The sequence below is a fragment of the Actinoallomurus soli genome, assembly GCF_024055715.1.
Classification (GTDB): Bacteria; Actinomycetota; Actinomycetes; order Streptosporangiales; family Streptosporangiaceae; genus Actinoallomurus; species Actinoallomurus soli.
On sequence record NZ_JAMXMV010000008.1, the window covers coordinates 13040 to 32848 of the forward strand.

Sequence of the window (19809 nt, forward strand, 5' to 3'; positions counted from 1 at the left end):
GTAAAGGAGTTCGGCATGTCGGTTCAGCGCTGCCGGGCCGATTCCGCGCTGACAGAGTGGAACGACACCGCGACCGACTATCCGCGGAACAGTTGCCTGCACGGGTTGTTCGACGCGCGGGCGGTCGAAGAGGCCGACGTGGTGGCCGCGGTGCACGCAGGGCGCCGGCTGACCTTCGGCGAGCTGCGGGACCGCTCCGACGCCTTGGCCGCGCGCCTGCGTGACGCGGGCGTACGGCAGGGGGACCGGGTGGCGGTCTGCGGGGGGCGCTCGCTGGACGCTCTGGTCGCCGTCCTGGGGGTGTTGAAGACCGGCGCCGCCTACGTCCCGCTCGATGACACGATGCCACCCGCGCGGCTGCGCGCCCTGGCCGAGGACGCGGGGGTGCAGACGGCGGTGGTCCTGCCGGGCGCGACGTGCCGGGTGCGCCGGCTGCGCGCCCGGGTCGACCTGTCCGACGACGCGGTCCCCGCGCCGGTCGACGGGCAACCGCCCGTGGAGTCGGCGCCGCTCGACTGCGCCTACGTGATGGCCACCTCGGGCTCGTCCGGCCGGTCCAAGGCGGTGGGGGTCCCGCACCGCGGCGTGGTCCGGCTCGCCTACGCCGACGTCGCGGGGTCACGGCCGGGCCCCGGCGACCGGGTGCTCCACGCCTACGAGCTGTCCTCCGACGCGTCCACGATCGAGATCTGGTCGGCCCTGCTCAACGGGGCCTGCCTCGTGCTGGTCGGCCGGGAGGACCTGCTGTCCCCCGCCGCGCTTCACCGGCGGCTGCGCTCTGAGCGGGTGACCGTGGCGTACCTGACCACGGGCGTGCTGCACAACGTGGCGCGGACCATGCCCGAGGCGCTGCGGTGCCTGCGGTTCGTCTCGGCGGGAGGCGAGGCGATGGACCCGGCCCTGGCCCATGCGGTCCAGGCGGCCTGTCCGGACACGACCCTGGTCAACTTCTACGGGCCGACCGAGAACAGCGTCGTGTCCACCGCCCACGTGGTCCGCGACCTGCCGCCCGGAGCCGACGACGTGCCCATCGGCCGCCCGCTGGCCAACTCCACCTGCCACGTGGTGCGGCCGGACGGCACTCCGGCCGAGGTCGGCGAGCAGGGTGAACTCCTCGTCGGGGGAGACGGGCTGGCGCTGGGCTACCTCGGCGACCCGGAGCTGACGGCCGAGCGTTTCATCGACGATCTCCGCACACCGGGCACGCGTCTGTACCGCACGGGCGACCGGGTGTCCTGGCTCCCCGACGGCGCGCTTCGCTATCACGGCCGGATGGACCGGCAGGTCAAGCTGCGCGGTCACCGCATCGAACTGGAGGAGGTGGAGACCAGGCTGCGGGCGCACCGTACCGTCGGCGAGGCCGTCGCCGAGGTGGTCCGCGACGCCGCGGACACCGAGCACCTGATCGGCTACGTCACACCGGCCGGCCCCGGGGGAACGGTGTCGCCGGCGCAACTGCGCCGATACCTGGCCGACTGGCTGCCGGCCCCGGCCCTGCCGTCTCGGCTGGTCGTCCTGCAACGCCTTCCCCTCACCTCCGCCGGCAAGATCGACAGAGGGCGCCTGGCGGCGGAGGCGGCCGAGGACATCAGGGCCGGGCCGGGATCCGCGCCGTGCGCCGTGACCGGCCCGGCCGACGTCCTCGCCGAGATCTGGCAGCACACGCTGCGTGTCCGTCCCACGCCCGTCGACGATTTCTTCGCCCTCGGCGGTGACTCCCTGCTGGCCGCCGAGGTCGTCGCCCGCACCCTGGCCGCACTCGGCATGGACGCCCGGCATGGCAGCGAACTGATCCGCCGGCTGCTGGGGAGGCCGACCCTCGCCGGCTACGCCGAGGCGGTCGACGAGGTTCGCCGCACCGACGCGCCGGCCCCCGGGACGATGGACTTCGAAGCCGAGGCGGTCCTGGGTTTCGACCTCCCGCCGCGGCAGGGCCCCGCGCCACGCTGGGCCGAACCCCGGCACACCCTGGTCACCGGGGCCACCGGCTTCGTCGGCGCCTTCCTGGTCGACCGGCTGCTGCGGTCGACCTCGGCCACGGTGCACTGCCCGATCCGAGCACGTGACGCGCGACGCGCGAGGCAACGGCTGGCGGCCAACCTCGCCCGCTTCGGCCTCGCCCCACCAGGGGTGACCGAACGGGTGGCGTGCTTCCCCGCGGATCTCGCCGCGCCCCGGCTCGGACTGTCCGCCGAGCACGCGGCCGAGCTCTCCGGAGCCCTGGACCTGGTGTTCCACGCCGGCGCCGAGGTCAACTTCCTGTACCCCTACGCGCAACTGCGCGCGGCGAACGTGGACGGGACGCGGTCGGTGATCAGGCTGGCGGCTCCCCGCCGGGTCCCGGTGCACTTCCTGTCCACCATCGCGGTGATCGCCGGCTTCGGGACGGCCGGGGTGGAGCGCGTCGACGAGGACCTGCCCCTCGCGCACGCGGACCGGCTGACGATGGGGTACGCCGAGAGCAAGTGGGTCGCCGAGCGCGTGCTCCGGCAGGCCGCCGCCCTGGGGCTCCCGGTGGCCGTGTACCGGCCCTACGAGATCACCGGTGACCGGCACAACGGGGCGTGCAACACCGAGACCGCGATCTGCTCGCTGTTCAAGACCATCGCCGAGACCGGCCTCGCGCCGGACGTGCCACTGCCGATGGACTTCGTCCCCGTCGACTACCTGGCCGACGCCGTCGTGCACCTCGCGACCAGCCGTCCCGCCGCCTGGCGGGTCTATCACCTGACCAACCCCCGGCCCGCCCGGCTGGCGGACATGCTCGACCGCATGCGCGCGGCCGGCTGCGACATCACCACGCTGCCCTATCCGCGATGGGTGGCCGAACTGGTGCGGCACATCGCCGAGCACCCGACCAGCCCGACCGCCCCCTTCCTGTCGCTGTGCGTCGACCGCAGCAACAAGACCGACATCTCGGTCAAGGAGATGTACTTCGAGGGCACCTTCCCGTCGCTGGGACGTGACAACGTCGACCGTGATCTCGCCGGCAGCGGCCTGCACTGTCCGCCGGTCGACCGGGCGCTGCTCGACCGGTACCTCGCGTACTTCCTCTCGACCGGATACATCCCGCGTCTGCGGCAGGGCGGGGGCGACCGCCTGGCGGCCGGAAGGGGGACGAGATGACCGCGAGGGGAACACCGTCCGACCACGCGTCGCCGGCCGGGAGGACGGCGGACCGGGAACGGCCGCCGGTCATGGACTTCCCGCTCGGACCGCCGGGGACGATGGGGCCGATCGAGGAGTACGGACGGCTGCGGCGGGAATGCCCGGTCGCGAGGGTCCGCACGCCGATGGGCGCCACCGCCTGGTACGTCACTCGTTACGCCGACGTCAGGGCACTGCTCGCGGACGCCCGGCTGGTCAGGCCGACCATCAACGCCTGGCCCGTCCGCCCTGAGGACCTCCCGGAGCCGGGTCCCGGCCTGACGACCATGATGGAGCTGGACGGCCCCCGGCACGCCGCGTTGCGCAGGGCGCTGGCCGACGAGTTCGCGGTCCACACCGTGGAGGGTCGTCTGGGACGTGTCCGGGCGCTGGCCGAGGGGCTGCTCGACGACATCGAGACCGGTGGCCGGCCGGCCGACCTCGCCGCCGACTTCGCCGAACCGTTCCCGCTGCTGGTGATGTGCGACCTGGTGGGCATTCCCTACGAGGACAGGGACTACTTCCTGCCCATGGCCGACGTCGCACTCGGCGCGCTGGTGACCCTCGACGAAGGACGCGAGGTCACGCACGCGCTGCGCGGCTACATCGCCGAGCTGATCGCACGGAAACGGCGCCGGCCCGGGGATGACGTGCTCACCCGGCTGGTGCGCCGATGCGACCAGGGCGAACTCGACCGGGAGGAGGTGATCTGTTTCGGCCTGTCCATGCTCATGGCCGGCTACCGGACCTGCACCATGTTCCTGGCCGACGCGATCCTCGTCCTGCTGACGCGGCCCGGCCGGTTCGCCCGTCTCCGCGACGACCGCGGGATGATGCCGCGGGCGGTGGAGGAACTCCTGCGCTACCTGCCGGTGATGAACGGCGTCGTCGTCCTGCAGGCGACCCGGGACATCGACCTGCACGGACGCGCGATCCACGCCGGTGAGGCCGTGCTGCCGGTGCTCGCCGCCGCCAACCGGGACGGCTCCGTCTTCCCCGACGCCGATCGACTCGACCTGCGGCGGGATCCCAACCCGCACCTCACCTTCGGCCAGGGCGCTCACTACTGCATCGGCGTGCACCTGGCCCGCGCCGAACTCGCGGTGGCGCTCGACTCCCTCCTCGACCGCTTCCCGGGCCTGCGCCTGGCCGTCGACGAGAGCGAACTGCCGTGGGAGGACGAGTCACCGGCCAAGTCACCGCTGGCCATACCGGTCGAATGGTGAGGTCGATGAGCGGGCTCGACGGGTCGAGCGGATCACTGCGCGTTCTCTGGCGCTACGTGCATGACATGCGGCGGTTCCTCGCCGTGATGATGGTGCTCGAACTGGTGGGGAACGCGGCCGCGCTGTCCCAGCCCTTGATCGCACGCTGGGTCCTGGACGAACTGAAGGCCGGCGGCAGCCTGTCCCGGCCGCTGATGGTCCTCGGCGGGCTCGCCGTCATCGGGATGACGTTGTCGGGCGCCTGCACGTTGTTCCTCGGCCGGGGCGCCCTGCGGCTCGTGACGAATCTGCGGTGCGCCCTGGTGCGGCGCGTGCTGGGCGGCAGCGTGGCCACGGTCGAGCGCAGGCCGGTCGGCGACGTCCTCTCCCGCATCGGCACCGACACCACTCTGCTGGGGGACACGGTCGGCGACGCCCTCGTACGCTCCGCCGCCACCCCGGTGGTCGTGCTGGCGGCGCTCGTGCTGATGGGCACCATCGACGTGCTCATGCTCGGGGTGGTCGTCGGGGTACTCGTGATCACCGCTCTGGGAGAGATGATCGCGGGACAGCGGATCAGAGAGGCCACCGAACGCACCCAGGGACGCGTCGCCGCGATGACCTCGTCGATGCAGCGGGCGCTGATCGCATTCCGTACCGTCAAGGCGTCGGGCACCGAACAGGCGGAGTCGGACCACGCCTGCGCCGAGGCCGAGGCCGCCTTCCGGGCCGGAAGGCGGGCGGTGCGCGTCGAGGCGTTCCTCGGGATGCTCACCGCGGTCTCGGTCGACGTGACCTTCCTGGCGGTGCTCGCCGTCGGCGGCGCGCGGGTCGCGTCCGGCGGTATCGGCGTCGGCGACCTGGTCGCGTTCCTGCTCTACGTGATGTTCCTCGGGGAGCCGATCGATTCGCTGGCCTTCACCATCCCCCAGATCGCCCAGGGCCTGGCGGCCGTCCGGCGGATCGAGGCACTGCGTTCCCTGCCCGCGGAGGCGGAGGAACTGCCCTCCAGGGGCCGCGGCAGCGGGCGGGTCACCCGGACCGGTTCGAACGGCGGACCGGCTCCCGAGGTGCGGTTCGACGGGGTGTGGTTCGGCTACGACGACCGGCCCGTGCTCCGCGATGTGAGCTTCGCGGCACGCCGCGGCCTCACCGTGCTCGTCGGACCGTCCGGCGCGGGCAAGACGACCCTGCTCGGCCTCATCCTGCGATTCGCCGACGTGGACCGGGGCCGGGTCCTGCTCGACGCGGTCGACGTGCGGGAACTGGAACGTGACAAGCTGCGGCGGCGGCTCGCCTACGTGCAGCAGGAGGCCGCGCTGCTCGGCGAGACCGTGCGGGAGGCGATGCTGTACGGCGTGCCGAGTCCGAGCTCGGCCGACGTGCGAGGCGCGCTCCGCGCCGTGGCCCTGGACGACTGGGCGGGCTCCCTGCCGAAGGGCCTGGACACGCCGGTGGGGGAACGCGGGGTGGCGATCTCCGGGGGGCAGCGGCAACGGCTGGCGGTCGCCCGGGCGCTGCTGCGCGGCGCGGACGTGCTGCTGCTGGACGAGGCCACCTCTCAGCTGGACGCGGTCAGCGAGCGCACGCTCCTGGAGTCGTTGGCGCGAGAGGCGCAGAGCCGGGTGGTCCTGGCCGCCACCCATCGGGTGTCGGTCGCCGCCAAGGCGGATCAGATCGTGCTGCTCATCGAGGGCGGCGTACGAGCCGTCGGACGGCATGCGGCGCTGCTGAGATCCGATCCCGTCTACCGTGAGCTGGCCTCCGCTCCGTCGTGGGCGTCGGAGGCCGGAACCGAGCCATAGATCCGCGCGGGCGTCCGCCGCGCGAGCGAGACGGCGGGCGGTGCGCGCGGTGACTGCGGGCGGCCCGGCCGTCTCGTATCTCAGACGGTGTCCGCCTCCCGCCACCGGGGGTCTCTCGGTGGGGGTGCCATGCTGGCGGGAGAGGGAGGCGGGCGTGAGCATTCTGATCACGAACATCGGAGAGCTGGTCGGGGCCGACGCGGAGCGGTGGGTGATCGAGGACGCCGCGCTGGTCATCGACGGTGACCGGATCGGCTGGGCCGGCCCGGTGGCCGCCGCGCCGGCCGCGGACGAGGTCGTCGACGCCGGCGGGCGGGCGGTGCTGCCCGGGTTCGTCGACTCCCACGCCCATCTGGTGTTCGCGGGGGAGCGGGCGGAGGAGTTCGCCGCGCGGATGAGCGGCCGGCCGTACGCCGCCGGCGGCATCCGCACGACGGTCGCGAAGACCCGGGCCGCCTCCGACGACGAGCTGCGGGCCGGCGTACGGCGGCTGGTGGCGGAGATGGTCCGGCAGGGGACCACCACGATCGAGTGCAAGTCGGGGTACGGGCTGACCGTCGCCGACGAGGAGCGCGCGGTGCGCATCGCCGCCGAGCTGGTCGACGAGGTCACCTACCTGGGCGCGCACGTCGTCCCGAACGGGACGGACGCCGCCGACTACGTCCGGCTGGTCGCCGGGGAGATGCTCGAGGCGTGCGCGCCGTACGCGCGGTGGATCGACGTGTTCTGCGAACGAGGGGCGTTCGACGCCGACCAGACCCGGGAGATCCTGGCGGCGGGCAGGGCCGCCGGGCTGATCCCGCGCCTGCACGCCAACCAGCTCGGCCACGGTCCGGGCGTCCGGCTCGCGGTGGAGTACGACGCCGCGTCGGCCGACCACTGCACGTTCCTGTCGGACGAGGACGTGGCCGCGCTGGCGGACTCGGAGACGGTCGCGACCCTGCTGCCCGGCGTGGAGTTCTCCACTCGCCAGCCGTACCCCGACGCCCGCCGTCTCATCGACGCCGGCGCGAAGGTCGCGCTGGCGACCGACTGCAATCCGGGGTCCTGCTACACCTCGAGCATGGCGTTCTGCGTGGCCCTCGCGGTGCGGGAGATGCGCATGACGCCGGAGGAGGCGGTACGGGCGGCCACCGAAGGCGGCGCGCGAGCCCTGCGACGGACCGATGTGGGGCACCTGCGGCCCGGTGCGCGGGCCGATGTACTCCTGCTCGACGCTCCCTCGCACATCCATCTGGCCTACCGGCCGGGAGTGCCGCAGGTCGCGCGGGTATGGCGGTCCGGACTACCCGCCTGACAATTCAGAAATGGCCTACGTCAATTATCTTAATAATTGATCTTGTCGTGTAACCTGTTACTGACACGGCCCGAGGTGGCCACGCCACGATGCGGGATTGACTGTTAACACTTCGTCATCCACTCTTGAGGGGATCGCCCCCAGCCCCTCGGGAGCCTCCTGATGTACCTGCGTGGCCACCTACTGCCTGAAGTACGCCTCTCACGGTCAGTCGCCGGTGATCTGTTGCACTGAGCCGGGGTACCAAAAGGATTTCACCGCGCCCGGGGAATCGTCGGTTCGGTGGAATCGAAATGCCAAGAGGCGGAAATGATACGCGTTCTCATCGTGGAGAATACAAACCTGGTCCGTGGTGGGCTCGTCGCCCTGCTCAACGCACAGCCCGATATGACGGTCGGCGCCGCGTTAGAGTCCGCGGACAAGGCACTGCCCACCGCCCTGGAGACCGACCCCGACGTCGCCCTCATCGGCACGGGGTTAGCGGGGGGAGACCGCTTCGCGGTCGCGCGCGCCTTGCACGACGAACTGCCCTCCTGCGGGATCCTGATCATGGCCGACCGCCGTCGGCCGGGCGATCTGCGGCGTGCGGTGGCCGCCGGGGTGATGGGCTACCTCCTCATCGACACACCCCCGGAGGACCTCGCCGACGCCGTCCGGTGCGTCGCGCAGGGCGAGCGCGTCATCGACGCGGAACTGGCCTTCGCCGCCCTCGAGACCGTTGAAAGCCCCCTCACCGGCCGTGAACTGGACGTCCTGCGGCTGGCCGCGCAGGGAGCGTCATCCGCTGAGATCGCGAACCACCTCTTCCTGTCGGTCCGCACCGTCCGGAACCACATGTCGCGCATCATCGGCAAGATAGGGGCGCGCAACCGGGTCGACGCCATCCGTATCGCCGACGACGCGGGCTGGCTCTGAGCCGACGCCGTCCGTCTCGCCGACGACGCGGGCCGGCTTTGAGCCGACGCCGTCCGTCTCGGCGGCGACACGCTCTGGTACGACGCCATCCGCGTCGGCGGCGACGCGGACCGGCGCCGGGCCGTCCGCCGCCCAGTGTCCGTGCAGGGCGCGGTACGGCTCGCAGCGGACGAGCAGGTCCTCGTGGCCGCCGAGCCAGGCCCGCGTGCCGTCGAGCATGAGCACGCGGCGGGCGCGCCGCGCCGAGGTCATCCGGTGCGCGATGACGATGAGGGAGCCGGGCCGGGCGGCGAAGGCCGCTTCGGCGCGCTCCTCTGCCGTGGCGTCGAGATGGCAGGTGGCCTCGTCCAGCAGGACGAGCCGCGCCGGGGACAGGTAAGCGCGGGTCAGCGCGATGAGCTGGCGTTCCCCGGCGGACAGCGCGGCCGGGTCGACCTCCGCGTCGTACCCGCCGAGGCGTTCGGCCAGGGCGGTCAGGCCGACGGCGTCCGCGGCGGCGTCGAGCTCGTCGCCGCCCGGCGCCTCGATGTCCCCGCGCAGGTAGCACAGGTTGTCCCGCAGCGTGCCGCCGAAGACGTACGCCTCCTGCGGGATGAGCGCGCGGTACTCCGGAGCGACCTCCGGGGCGGGCGTGCCGCCCAGGAGCACGGTGCCGCGCGCGGGCCTGAGCAGCCCGGCGACGAGCAGGGCCAGCGTCGACTTGCCGATGCCGCTCGGCCCGACGATCGCGAGGTGGTCGCCGTCGGGCACCGACAGGGACAGGTCGTCGATCACAGGCTCGGCGTCCGGCCCGTACGCGAAGGTCACCCCGGACAGCCGCAGGTCGCCGCCGCCTCCGGTCGGGCGCGGCACGGCGGGGACCTCACCGGCCTCGATCAGGCGGGCGAGGGTCACCGCCAGGCGCAGTCCGCTGCCGCCCAGTCCCCGGACGGCGGTGTGCAGCGCCGGGGCGAGGCCCTGCAGGACGTACGTGAGCGCGCCGAGCACCGCGCCCGGCGTCGCGCCGTGCCGCAGCAGCCACGGCGCGGCGGCGACGATCGCCAGGAGCGGCAGGCGCCCGCCGACGGCGAGGGCGATCGTGCGGGCGGCGGCGAGTCTCGCCACCGACCGGGCGGCCGCGGCCTGAGCGTCGATCAGCCGCCCGACCTCGGCGGCCCTGGCGTCCTCGGTGCCGCAGGCGGTGATGTCACGGAGTCCCGCGGCGAGGCCGGTCGCGGACGCGGCGATCCGCTCCTCGGCGAGGATGAGCTCCCGCTGACGGGTCATCGCCCGCGACACGATGCCGAGGAACAGGCCGAGTCCCACCGCGACCGGTGGGACCACGAGGAGCAGCGTCACCGGCATGAGGGCCGTCAGTCCGGCCAGCGCGCTCGCCAGGGTGAACACGAATCCGCTGACCAGCAGCAGCACGCCCGAGAACGTGTCGCGTACGATCTCGACGTGCTGGGTGAGCCGGGCGACGGCCGCCTCGCCCGGGCGGCCGGTGCGGACGGCCTCGTTGACGGCGCTGCCGACGACCCGGCGGACCAGCGCGTCGCGGAACGGCTCGACGATCCCGGCGAGCGGCCGGTACGTCCCCGCGCTGCCGACCGCCCCGACGGCCGCGGTCACCGCCATCGCGGCGAGCCAGGCCAGCCCCGTCGCCATGCGGTGGGCCAGGAACGCGTCCGTCGCGCCCGCGACGGACCGGCCGAAGAGCAGGACGGGCGCGGCCTCGACCACCGACCACATCCCCAGCAGCGCCGCCTCGCGCGGATGGCGCCGCAGGGTGGTGACCAGCACCCGCGTGCCGGTGAGACGCGTGCGCCGCCGGAAGGTCACCGGAACACCTCCCGGTACTCCGGGTCGGCCCACAGTTCCCGGTGCGGTGCGCAGGCGCGGATCCGCCCTCCGTCGAGCCAGGCGACCAGGTCCGCCCGGGCCGCGGTCGCGGCCCGGTGCGCGATGATCAGGCGAGTGCGTGGATCGCGGGTGAGGGTCTCGCCGATCTGCACCTCGGTGACGGTGTCGAGGCTGGAGGTCGCGTCGTCGAGGACCAGCAGCCGCCCGGGATGGGCGAACGCGCGGGCCAGGCCGAGTCGTTGCAGCTCACCGCCGGACAGCGGAGCGGAGTCCGGAGGGGTCGAGTAACCGGCGGGCAGGCGGCGGATGAACCCGTCCGCCCGCGCCGCGCGGGCCGCCGGGACGGCCTCCCCGCCGATGGCCTCGGCGATCGTCGCGCCGAACAGGGAGGGCCGGGCGAACGCGTAGCCGACCGCGCTCCGCAGCGCCGCGTGGCTCAGGTCCCGCAGCGGTACGCCGTCCAGCAGGACCTCGCCGGCGTCCGGCTCGGCGAGGCGGCCGGCCAGCGCGGCCAGCACCGACTTGCCCGATCCGGACCGGCCGACGACGGCGACGGCACGGCCGCCGGGGACGGTGAGATCCAGACGCTCGATCGCCGGGGCGGCCGACACCCCGCGGAACTCCAGGCACCCGGGCCCCTCGGGAGGCGAGGCGGTGCCGTACGCGGGCGGCTCCCGGTCGAGCACCGGGAGCAGGCGGGCGGCCCCGGCGCGGGCGCGGGCCAGCCGGCCGAGCTGGACGATCACCGGGCCGACGTCCGCGCCGAGCCCGGCGTACTGGGTGGCGGCCAGCAGGCCGCCCGGGGTCAGCCGCCCGGCCGCCAGTTCGTACCCCGCGACGGCCAGGACCGCGAGCTGCAGCAGCGGGACGGCGAGGGTGCCCCTTCCCGCGGTCGCCGCCTGCACCCGCCAGGTCCGGTGCCCGTACTCGGCGAGTTCGGGGAGGGGCTGGAGGATCCGGGCGGTCTCGCGGTCGGCCGTTCCGGCGGCCGCGACCGTCCGGTTGCCGGCCAGGGCCTCGACGAGCCGGCCGGCGATCGTGCCCTGGACGGCCAGGTAGCGGCCGACGACGGCGGAGGTGTCCCGGACGAACGCGTTCAGCACCGCGATGATGAGCGGCAGGCCCACCGCGAACGCCAGCGCCAGCCAGGGGTCGATCAGCAGGAGGGCGATCATTCCGCCGACCGGGGGCAGGACGGCGGTGACCGTGAGGACGAGGGCGGACGGGGCGAGGCCGGTGTCGGTGGTGGCCGTGACGGCCCGGCTGGTCATGTCGCCCGCCGCGAGGCCGGGCGGCCCGGCCGAGGGGCCGAGGGACAGCAGGCGGCGTACGAAGCGGTGCCGCATCCGTGCGGTCGCGGCCGCCGCGCTGGTCCCGATCGCGAGTTCGGTGAGGACGTCCCCGGTCATGGCCGCGGCCACCAGGGCGGCGTAGACGAGAGGCCAGGTGGACGTCCCGCCGTCGTGCAGAACGCCGTCCACGGTGCGGCCGAGGACGGCCGGCAGGAGCGTCTCCGCTCCCGCCCGCAGCAAAGAGGTGACGGCGAGCAGGCTCGCCCAGACGCCGCCGTCGCGGATCGCCCGAATCACGAGCCCACTCGCCGTCATCGGTCTCCCTGCCCGCATGGCCCGAGCCATGGCTCCCGGTGCCATGCGTATTTCATTAGAGGCAGAGCGTGATGCTGTTGGAGCTGTGGCACAGCAGGCTCAGGCTGCTGTTGGCCTCGCCGCCACCACCCGGGGTGGACTCCATGCCCTGCATGTCGAGAAGCGTCATCGTGATTCACCTCCTCACCGTGTCCGTGTCTCCGACACCCGCGAGGGTTCTCGCGGGTGGCTCTGGTGCCGCGAGGAACGGCAGGTGGACCGGCCGGTCGTGCAGTGCCGCGCCGAGCGCGAGCAGGACGCCGGCGGTCCCGGTGCCCAGGTCCATCGAGAGCCGCAGCAGGTTCTCCCCGATGAACGCCAGGCCGTCCTCGTACGAGAGGGCGTGCCACGCCAGGTCGCGGATGTGCGCCGCCATCCGGGGATCGCCCTGCCGGGCGAGGTGGAGCAGCATCCCCGCGCGGCCGCCGAACAGCCCGGCCTGGGCGTAGTAGACCGACTTGGCGGCGAGCCGGATCCCCTCACGGGCCTCGCGGAACCGCTCGTCCTCGCGGTGCGCGAGGTAGTCGTCGATCACCAGGCCGATTCCGACGCTGCCCCGGCCGAGGTACGGCAGGATCCGCGACCCGTCTTCGACGTGCAGCGCGCCCTCCTTGTCGGTCACGCATCGCCGGAGGTCGAGCCGGATGGCCGCCGCGGCGAGGTCGAGGAGGTTCGGGTCGCCGGTGTGCTCGTAGAACCGGATGAACATCAGGGCGGGGCCCGCCATGCCGCGCAGCAGGCCCGGTCGTGCGGGGGCCTCCGTCGCCGCCAGGACCTGGTCGGCGACGATCTCGGCCGCCTTCGCCGCCGCGTCGCGCAGGGCCGGGGCCTCCAGCGGGCCGGCCAGCCGCTCCAGCGTGAGCGCGACGCCCGGCAGCCCGCCGTACAGGTCGGTGCCGAGACGCTCCCACCGCTCGCCGAGACAGAGATCGACGACCTTGCCCGCGGCCTCCAGGTGACCGAGGTGCGCGAGGGTGAACGCGGCGCCGTACAGGCCGTCGTACAGGCCGAGGCCGCTGCCGGGTTCCGGGTTCGTCGCGTGCCGGATCAGCCAGTCCGTGTGCTCGACCGGGCAGCCGGTGACGTCCAGGGCGTACAGGACGCCCGCCGCGCCGTAGGCCAGGCCGAGCGCGCCGCCGCCGAACTGCTGGATGTCGCCGGGGAAGAGCCGGTCGTCCCGCTCGGGCGTCGCGCTGGCGAGGATCGCCCTGCTCAGTGCCGAGCGCGCGTCCTCCCAGCCGGCCGGGTCGGGCCGCAGGGAGGGGCGTACTCCGACGAGCCGGGTTCCCGTGGCCGCGTCGCGGGAGATCTCCTCGACGGCCGACTCCAGGTACCCCTCGGGCAGGGCGAACCATTCGCCGATCACGTCGGCCAGATGGGCGGCCTTCGTACGGTCGACCTGGAGCATCGTGGTCAGCGGGGCGAACAACGCCAGCTTCAGGCACGCCAGGCAGTACCGGTCGACCGCGGCGCCCCGGCGGTCGGGCGGGGCCAGGAAGCCGGGGTTGGCGAGGATCTGCCGGCCCTCGTCGGTGACCGGCGCCGCCGTCTCGAAGTCGATCAGCGCGACCGTGTCGTCCGGCCGCACCATGATGTTGAACATGTGCAGGTCGTTGAAGACGACGCCACGCGCGTGCACGGCCTCGACGACGCGCTCGGTGCCCTCGTAGATCTTCAGCGCCCACGCCGTGTACTCGGCGATCCGGTCCGGATCGGGTTCCGGGTCGAGGAGCGGGTGACGTTCGGCGAAGAAGGTGTTGAGCGGCCGCCCCTCGACGAACTCCTGGACCAGGAACTCGTGGTCGCCGAGGGTGAAGTAGTCGTGGACCGCGGGCACGCCGTCGACTCCGGCGAGCCGCTGCAGCATCTCGTGCTCCCGGCGGAGCCGGGTGACCGCGTCGGCGCCGCCGGCGGCGAGCCCGGCGTGCGGCCGGCCCTCCTTGAGGATGACGCGCTCCCCGGTCCGGGTGTCCTCGGCGGCGTAGACGCCTCCGCCGTTGGAGAAGTGCAGCGCCTCGGTGACGCGGTACGGCAGGCCGGCCATCGTCACGGCGGCGCGGGCGTCGAGGTGCGGTCGCAGGCAGTCCGGCACGGTGACCCAGTCCGGCACCCGGAAGACCGGATCACGGCGGTCCGGCACGAGCCGGCCGTTCCCGTCCTCGATGGCCGAGACGAGTCGCCCGTCCTCGTCCTTGCAATGGCGTTCCATGAAACCGCCGTAGCGCACATAGAGAGGGCCGTCGCCGATGCGGAGGTCGGTGAGGATGTACGGTCCCGGCTCGCCCGCCAGAATCTCGCCGAGGTCGTCGAGAATCCGCTCGAGTTCGGCCTCGTCGCGGGGGTAGATGGTGACGAGTTTCCCGCTTCCGCCGCGCGGCGCGTATTTCGCGTTGCGCATGAAAAGGACCTCGGAACTGCGCAGGTGCTTGAACGAGATCGTCCTGGGGACGCAGTAGTCACGGACCCGGGTCAGCACGCCTTCGGCGTTATCGTGGCACGCGGAGACGTGGATCTTCCAACCCTGCTGGGGAATGTCCTGGGCCGGCGGAACGTAGATGAGCCATTCATTCCGGCGAACTCGCTGCCACCCTTCGGGGAGGATCTCGTCGGCGATGGCGAAAGCCGGGCGCTCCTGACCGTCCAGGACGTCATAGAAGAGCCTGTCTTTCTGGCAATACAGTTCGTACTGCTTTTCCACCGCTGCGTCCTCTGCTCGGGATGGGCTGGTCGGGTGTTTCCCGGGCGCTACGAGAAGAAAGAATGGCAGGGGGCTCGATGGGTCGCCTAGGGACAAGTGTCACGAATGACCCGTGAACATGTCCTATGGCGACATGGGACTATCAGCCGGGACAAGTCATCCCATGCGGTATCTGTGCAGATAGGTGCCTTTCCGGAGAATGGCTACTCCACGGTATCCCCGCGCGTCCGCGGCGCCGTCCCGGCCGGGAGACCCACGTGCGGGGCGCGGCGCTCCGGCCGGCTCGCCGACCCTGGTGACCCCGTGGCGTACGAGCACGCGCAGCGGGAACACCGGCTGTGTCGAGGCCGCGGTGGCAGTGGTGGGCCGCCTGCCGGCCCTCCGGCCCGCGAGCAGAGAGGCGGATGGACGCCATGCCTGAGACGCCGGGATCCGCGACGGGGGAACCGGAGCGGGGGAAGGCGTCCGCGGCCGGCCGTTCCCAGAGCCCGTTGGAGCGGGTCACCGTGAATCTGACCCCGCGTTCGGCCGCAGCGCTCGACGAGGTGGTCCGGCTGACCCAGGACACCAAGACCGATGTGATCAACCGGGCGCTCCAGGTCTATGCGTTCCTGGAAAAGGTCATGAATGAGGGCGGCGCCGTCTATATCCGGGAAGCCGAATCCACGGACATCGAGCGCCTGAAATTCTTCTGATGCCGGTCACTCGCTCCCCATGCCTTCACGGAGAGAACCGACCCGGGGAGCGTCAGCGGTAGCGGCGGTTGACGCGGATCAGAGGCGGCCGTCCCGCGTCGACGTAGTCGATCGCGAGGACCTCGGCGATGAAGAGGACGTGGTCGCCCGCCGGAACGCGCTGCCGGGTCTCGCACTCCAGGGCGGCCGATCCTCCCTCGATCACCAGTGCGCCCGAATCCGCGCCCCGGTGGTGGGGCTCACCCGCGATGAGCAGCCGGGCGCTCGGCCGGCCCGCCGCCGCGAACCGGCCCGCGATCACGCGCTGGGCCGCGGACAGCACCGTCACGGCCCAGCGGTCGCACCGCTGCAGGACCTCGCCGAGGTACGAGCCGGTGCCGACGCCGATCAGGACCATCGGCGGGTCGAGGGAGACGGAGCCGAACGCGGTCAGCGTCGTACCGATGTCGTCGCGCCCGTCCCGTACGGTCACGACCACGACGCCGGTCGCGAACGCGGCCAGCGCCTCGGTGAACTCGGCCGGCGCCACCTCGCCCACGGTCACCGCGTGGCCGGCACGGACACCCGGCCGGCCACCGTCGGCGCATCCGCCATCAGCGGATCTCCCAGGCACCCGGCAGCATCAGCGGGCCACCGGAGGGCAGGCCCAGACGGGCGGCGACGCCGGTGAGCGGTCCCCACGCGTCGACGCGTGCGCTCGCGGCCGTACGGTCGTCGCTGGACTCGGCCGGGCGCAGGCGGTCGAGCGTCGAGACGCGCGGGTAGGTCCGGATCGGCGCGTCGGTGGCCAGCCCGGCCTTCTTCCGCGCCAGGTCGACGGCGTGGGCCAGGCCGCCGAGCCGGTCGACCAGCCCGCGCTCGTGGGCGTCGGCGCCGGTCCACACCCGTCCCCGTGCCAGCTCGTGCACGCGCTCGGGGGACAGCCCCCGGCCCTCGGCGACCTTGCCGACGAAGTCGTCGTAGACCCGGTCGAGGAACGTGTTGACCCGCGACCACTCCTCGTCGGTGAAGTCGCGCGTCGGCGCGTACATCCGGGCGTGCGCGCCGTGCTCCACGCTGCCGAGCCCGATCCCGAGCCGGTCGAGCAGGTCACCGACGACCGGCTTGCCGATGACGACTCCGATCGAGCCGGTCAGCGTGCCCGGCTGCGCCACGATGACGTCGGCGGGAGCCGCGACGAAGTAGCCGCCCGAGGCCGCGACGTTGCCCATCGACACGATGACGGGCTTGCCGGCCTTGCGGGCGAGGATCACCTCGCGCCAGATCGTGTCCGAGGCGACGTACGAACCGCCGGGACTGTCGATCCGGAACACGATGGCCTTGACCTTGTCGTCCCCGACCGCCGCGCGGAACGCCGCCGCGACGGTGTCCGAGCCGATCGACGCGCTCTGCCCCGGCAGGAGACTGCGGCCGCTACGGCCCAGCCGGATGGGACCGTGCCCCTGGATCAGCGCGACGACGTCCTGCTGGGGGCGGGGAATCCGCTTGCTCACCCCCTGGGCCCGGTTGTACCGCGCGACGTAGCGCAGCCGGGCCTCCGCGCCGGGACCACCGGCCGCGGCGCGTACCTCGGCGTAGACCTCGTCGCGGTAGGCGAGCCGGTCGACCAGCCCCGCCTCGAGGGCCTCGGGGCCCAGGAGCGGCGCCCGGTCGATCAGCTCGCGGACGCGGTCCTCCGGCAGCCCGCGCCCGGCCGCCACGCCCGCGATCAGCTGCTCGCCGATGGAGGAGACGATGCGATCGGACATCTCCCGGTGCTCGGCGGTGTACGAGCGCTCCGTGAAGGTGTTCGCGGCCGTCTTGTACTCGTGCCGCTTGGCGAAGCGCGGCGTGATCCCGGCCTTTTCGAGGGCCTCGTTGAAGAACGGCTCCTCGAGCGCCACGCCGGTCAGCGCGAGGTCCCCGGACGGCTGCAGGTAGATCCGCTCGAACGCGGTCGCCAGGTAGTACGGAACGGTCCCACGGCCCGTCTCGCCGAAGGACTCCGCCCACGCCACCGTCAGCTTCCCCGCGTCACGGAACGCCTGGACGGCCGTGCGAAGCTCTTGGGCCACGGCGAGGCCGAGCCGGTTGCCGCCGATCCGTACGAGCAGGGCCCTGACGCGGGGGTCCGAACGGCCTTTGCGCAGCCCGTCCAGGACGTCCCGCAGGTGCGCCCGGCGCATCGAGATCACCGCGGACACCGGGTCGGCGGGCGGTCCCTCGACGAGCCCGTCGGTCAGGTCCAGTTCGAGTATCAGCGGGGCGGTGCGCCGCTCCCGTGCGTCCTTCAGCAGGTCGACCACTGCTCCGGCATCCACCATGGGCCCAACCCTATGCCGCGTACGGGAGGGCCGGGACGAGTCCCGGTGCGCAGCCGCGAAGGGCAGCCACTCCCGGAGAGGCGGTGAAGGGCCGGCGCTCCCGGAGAGGTGGTGAAGGGCCGGCGCTCCTGGAGAGAGCGCCGGCCCGTACGGATCAGTGAAGGCCGCTGTCGAGGGCGGTCATCAGGGGGCCGGTGTCACCGGACATCTCCCAGATCATCGCGCCGAGCAGGTTCTTGGACTTGATGTAGTCGGTCTTCTTGCCGATCGACCAGGGGTCGTCGAAGGACCACCACTGGCCGTTCGCGCCCGTGTAGCAGTACGTCGCGACGGCCTGTTCGTCGTGGTAGACGGTGCAGCCCGGGACGTTGGCCGCGATGTTCTTGTACCCGCGTGTGCCCGCCTCCTCGGGGAAGTCGCCGGGCGCCGCGCCGTTCGCCGTCTGCCACTCGCCGTTCTTGCCGCCGTCGGCCACCTGCTGCCAGCCCCGGCCGTAGAACGGGATCCCGATGGTGAGCTTCCGGGTGTTCACTCCGGCGTCGGTGTAGACCTTCACGGCCGAGTCGACGCTGAAGTGGGTGGAGTACGGGTCGTCCGGGTCGACGTACAGGTTCGCCTGGTGGCCGGTGCGGTTCGGCTCCCAGGAGTTGTCGCTGCCCGAGCCGTGGAAGTCGTAGCCCTGCACGTTGGCGAAATCGAGGTAGTTGAAGATCGCCGGCAGGTCCCAGCCCGCGTTCACCTTGACCGGGTCGGCGGGGGTGAAGGCGGTCAGCAGGTATCCGCTGCCGAGGGCGTTCAGCTGGCTGCGGAACTCCGCCAGCAGCGCGGTGAGGTTCGCCTTGTCGCTCGGGTCGTAGTGGTTGCCGGGGTGCCCGTCCGGGCTGCCCGGCCACTCCCAGTCGACGTCGATGCCGTCGAACACGCCCGCACCGGTGCCCGGCCCGCCGGTGCCGTCGGACGACGCGGGCAGGTTGCCCTTGATGAACATGTCGATGCAGGAGCTGACGAGCTTCTTACGCCCGGCGTCGGTCTTGGCGGCGTCGGAGAAGAACTTGGAGTACGTCCACCCGCCGATCGACACGAGGACCTTCAGGTTCGGGTACTTCGCCTTCAGCTTCTTGATCTGGTTGAAGTTGCCCTTGAGCTTCTGGTCCCAGGTGTCGCCGACGCCGTCGACGCTGTTGGCCGCCGACACCGAGGCCCCGTAGTCGGCGTACGCGTCACCCGCGCCGGTGCCCTGGTCGGGGTCCTCCGGGTTGGACGTCGTGCCCTTCGTGGTCTCGGCGCAGGTCAGGTTGGTCGGGTCGAGGTTCTCGAACGCGTAGTTGAGCACGGTGAGCTTCCCGGCCGCGCCGTCGGTGTCGAGGTTCTTCATCCAGAAGTTGCGGCCGTAGATGCCCCACTGGGGGTAGTAGCCCACCTTCTGGTAGGTGCCCCCGCCACCGCCGCCGGGCTGCGTCGTGCCGGACACGGTGGCGCTCTTGGCGGACTCGTTCCCCGCCGCGTCCCGCGCGGTCACGGAGTAGGTGTGGCTGCTGCTCGCGGCGAGGCCGCCGATCGTGGCGCTGGTGGAGGTCGTCGTCGCCACCACCGTGGACCCCTCGTACACCCGGTAGCCCGTGACGCCGACGTCGTCGGTGGACGCGGTCCAGGAGAGGCTGATCGAGCTCGACGTCGTGCCGGTCACGCGCAGACCGGTGGGCGCCGTCGGCGGTGAGGTGTCGCCGCCTCCGCCTCCTCCTCCGCTGCCGTCGCACGGCTGCCCGTTGAGCCTGCAGTTGATCGGCGTGGCCGACTCGGGAGCGCCGGTCCAGCCGAAGCTCGCGGAGGCGCCCGGCGCGAGCGTTCCGTTGTACTCCCGGTTGGTGAAGGTGTAGTGGGTGCCGCTCTGGGTCATCAGGGCGTCCCAGTACGCGCCGACCGAGCCGCCGGCGGGCACGTCGAACTCGACCTTCCAGCCGGTGAGCGTCGTGGAGCCGCCGTTGGTGATCGTGTACTTGCCCTGGTAGCCGGTGCCCCAGCCGGAGTCCTTGCTGAAGGTGGCGGTGGGGGCGGTGGCCGCGCGGGCGTACGGGGTCGAGTGGGGCAGGGCGAGGAGGGCCGTCGCCGCGAACGCGACGACGAGCCGGAGGATGATCCGTCTCAAGTTGGCTCCTCAGAGACTGGCGGGAGGAGCACGGCGCCGTACTCACTGAAAAGAAACTTTCTTTTCAGTGCTCGGAAGCTAACTCGGTCGGGAGACGCCGTCAATGCCTG

12 protein-coding genes and 1 pseudogene are annotated in these 19809 nt (G+C 72.5%); 6 read left to right on the top strand and 7 right to left on the bottom strand.

Annotated features, from left to right (window positions below; translation table 11 throughout):
- Positions 1-15 precede the first annotated feature (15 nt).
- The 5 genes from NDW01_RS20730 to NDW01_RS20750 all read left to right on the top strand — a co-directional run bounded on the left by NDW01_RS20730 (position 16) and on the right by NDW01_RS20750 (position 8369).
- Positions 16-3126, top strand: coding sequence for an amino acid adenylation domain-containing protein (locus NDW01_RS20730; protein WP_252822917.1), 3111 nt, complete (start codon positions 16-18; stop codon positions 3124-3126).
- Entirely contained in the window at positions 3123-4373 is a 1251-nt protein-coding gene (locus NDW01_RS20735; protein ID WP_252822918.1) for a cytochrome P450, read from the top strand. The genes NDW01_RS20730 and NDW01_RS20735 overlap by 4 nt, the downstream gene beginning before the upstream one ends.
- A 5-nt stretch (positions 4374-4378) precedes the next feature.
- Positions 4379-6157 carry an ABC transporter ATP-binding protein gene (locus NDW01_RS20740; protein WP_252822919.1) on the top strand — a complete coding sequence of 593 codons (1779 nt, stop codon included), beginning with the start codon at positions 4379-4381 and terminating at the stop codon, positions 6155-6157.
- 154 nt (positions 6158-6311) lie between these two features.
- Complete coding sequence (hutI, locus tag NDW01_RS20745; RefSeq protein ID WP_252822920.1) at positions 6312-7454, top strand: imidazolonepropionase; 1143 nt, start codon at positions 6312-6314, stop codon at positions 7452-7454.
- 327 nt (positions 7455-7781) lie between these two features.
- Positions 7782-8369 (top strand): response regulator transcription factor, encoded by a 588-nt coding sequence (locus NDW01_RS20750; protein WP_308211747.1) that lies wholly within the window; start codon positions 7782-7784, stop codon positions 8367-8369.
- 348 nt (positions 8370-8717) lie between these two features.
- Here the strand turns inward: NDW01_RS20750 and NDW01_RS20755 are convergent.
- From NDW01_RS20755 to lanKC, 4 genes and pseudogenes are all read right to left on the bottom strand, one after another.
- Positions 8718-10100: pseudogene (locus NDW01_RS20755) on the bottom strand (ATP-binding cassette domain-containing protein); the annotation flags it as partial.
- A gap of 86 nt (positions 10101-10186) precedes the next feature.
- Positions 10187-11818, bottom strand: a complete 1632-nt coding sequence (locus NDW01_RS20760; protein ID WP_252822922.1) for an ATP-binding cassette domain-containing protein — start codon at positions 11816-11818, stop codon at positions 10187-10189.
- Between the two features lie 55 nt (positions 11819-11873).
- The gene (locus NDW01_RS20765; protein WP_252822923.1) at positions 11874-11987 is read right to left on the bottom strand and encodes a SapB/AmfS family lanthipeptide; all 114 of its coding nucleotides are present in this window, start codon (positions 11985-11987) and stop codon (positions 11874-11876) included.
- 6 nt (positions 11988-11993) lie between these two features.
- The gene (gene lanKC / locus NDW01_RS20770; RefSeq protein WP_252822924.1) at positions 11994-14555 is read right to left on the bottom strand and encodes a class III lanthionine synthetase LanKC; all 2562 of its coding nucleotides are present in this window, start codon (positions 14553-14555) and stop codon (positions 11994-11996) included.
- A gap of 404 nt (positions 14556-14959) precedes the next feature.
- On the opposite strand from lanKC, the gene NDW01_RS20775 reads away from it, so the two are divergent.
- Entirely contained in the window at positions 14960-15250 is a 291-nt protein-coding gene (locus NDW01_RS20775) for a ribbon-helix-helix domain-containing protein (RefSeq protein WP_252822925.1), read from the top strand.
- Positions 15251-15302: 52 nt separating this feature from the next.
- Here NDW01_RS20775 and NDW01_RS20780 read toward each other — a convergent pair whose 3' ends face one another.
- The 3 genes from NDW01_RS20780 to NDW01_RS20790 form a co-directional block, all read right to left on the bottom strand.
- Positions 15303-15779 carry a flavin reductase family protein gene (locus tag NDW01_RS20780; RefSeq protein WP_406567745.1) on the bottom strand — a complete coding sequence of 159 codons (477 nt, stop codon included), beginning with the start codon at positions 15777-15779 and terminating at the stop codon, positions 15303-15305.
- A gap of 64 nt (positions 15780-15843) precedes the next feature.
- Complete coding sequence (sppA, locus tag NDW01_RS20785) at positions 15844-17553, bottom strand: signal peptide peptidase SppA (protein WP_252822927.1); 1710 nt, start codon at positions 17551-17553, stop codon at positions 15844-15846.
- A gap of 154 nt (positions 17554-17707) precedes the next feature.
- The gene (locus tag NDW01_RS20790) at positions 17708-19699 is read right to left on the bottom strand and encodes a glycosyl hydrolase family 18 protein (RefSeq protein ID WP_252822928.1); all 1992 of its coding nucleotides are present in this window, start codon (positions 19697-19699) and stop codon (positions 17708-17710) included.
- Positions 19700-19809 lie beyond the last annotated feature (110 nt).